Source organism: Vibrio sp. D173a (genome assembly GCF_030248475.1).
Map to the genome: position 1 here is coordinate 1 of NZ_JAHGAH010001479.1, position 736 is coordinate 736.

Consider the following 736-nt stretch of genomic DNA (forward strand, 5'->3'; position numbering starts at 1 on the left):
TAGCAATACAATGATTGGATTTTCACTGATCGTTAGTATCGCAGACGCTATCATCTGTGGGATTTTTTCTGATGTTAGTATCCACCCAAAAACATTTGCTAAACCAACAAGTAACATTAACGATGCAGTGGTTACTGCAGTCGAAAGTAGTATTTTCGGAAGATCTCTAAACGAAAGTCCCTTATAAACGAACATACCGATAATCATTGCATAAAGCGCCGCGACTACAGAGGCTTCGGTCGGCGTAAAGAAACCACCTACAATGCCAATCAGTATCAAAAATGTCAGGGAAATCGCCCAACAACTTGTACGTAAGTGAAGGATAATTTCAGATAACGTCGCGCGCTTTTCTTTCGGGTAGCCTCGTTTTACCGATAGGAAATAAGTCGTTGCCATCATCCCTACACCCAGTAACAAGCCCGGTACAGCACCAGCTAGAAACAGTTTTCCAACCGAGATACTGGTCAATGTGCCGACAATGATCATGGGTACGCTAGGAGGAATAATTGCCCCGATGGTTGAAGAGGCAGCAGTCACCGCGGCTGCAAATGGTTTGTCGTAACCAACTTTTTGCCATACCAGGGATCATGACCGAACCAATCGATGCTGTATCTGCAACCGCAGTACCTGAAACGCCACCAAACAACATTGAACCACTAACATTCGCTAACCCAAGTCCACCACGAATATGCCCCAGCATCGCGTTACTTAGCCCAATAATCTGTTCGGTGATATT

General features: G+C 44.8%; 2 protein-coding genes. Both read right to left on the bottom strand.

Annotation, left to right across the window (positions count from 1 at the left end):
- On the bottom strand, positions 1-537 hold a 537-nt coding region (locus KIV40_RS34190), incomplete at its 3' end, for a TRAP transporter large permease subunit (RefSeq protein ID WP_285353887.1).
- On the bottom strand, positions 494-736 hold a 243-nt coding region (locus tag KIV40_RS34195), incomplete at its 5' end, for a TRAP transporter large permease subunit (protein WP_285353888.1). The genes KIV40_RS34190 and KIV40_RS34195, both read right to left, overlap by 44 nt.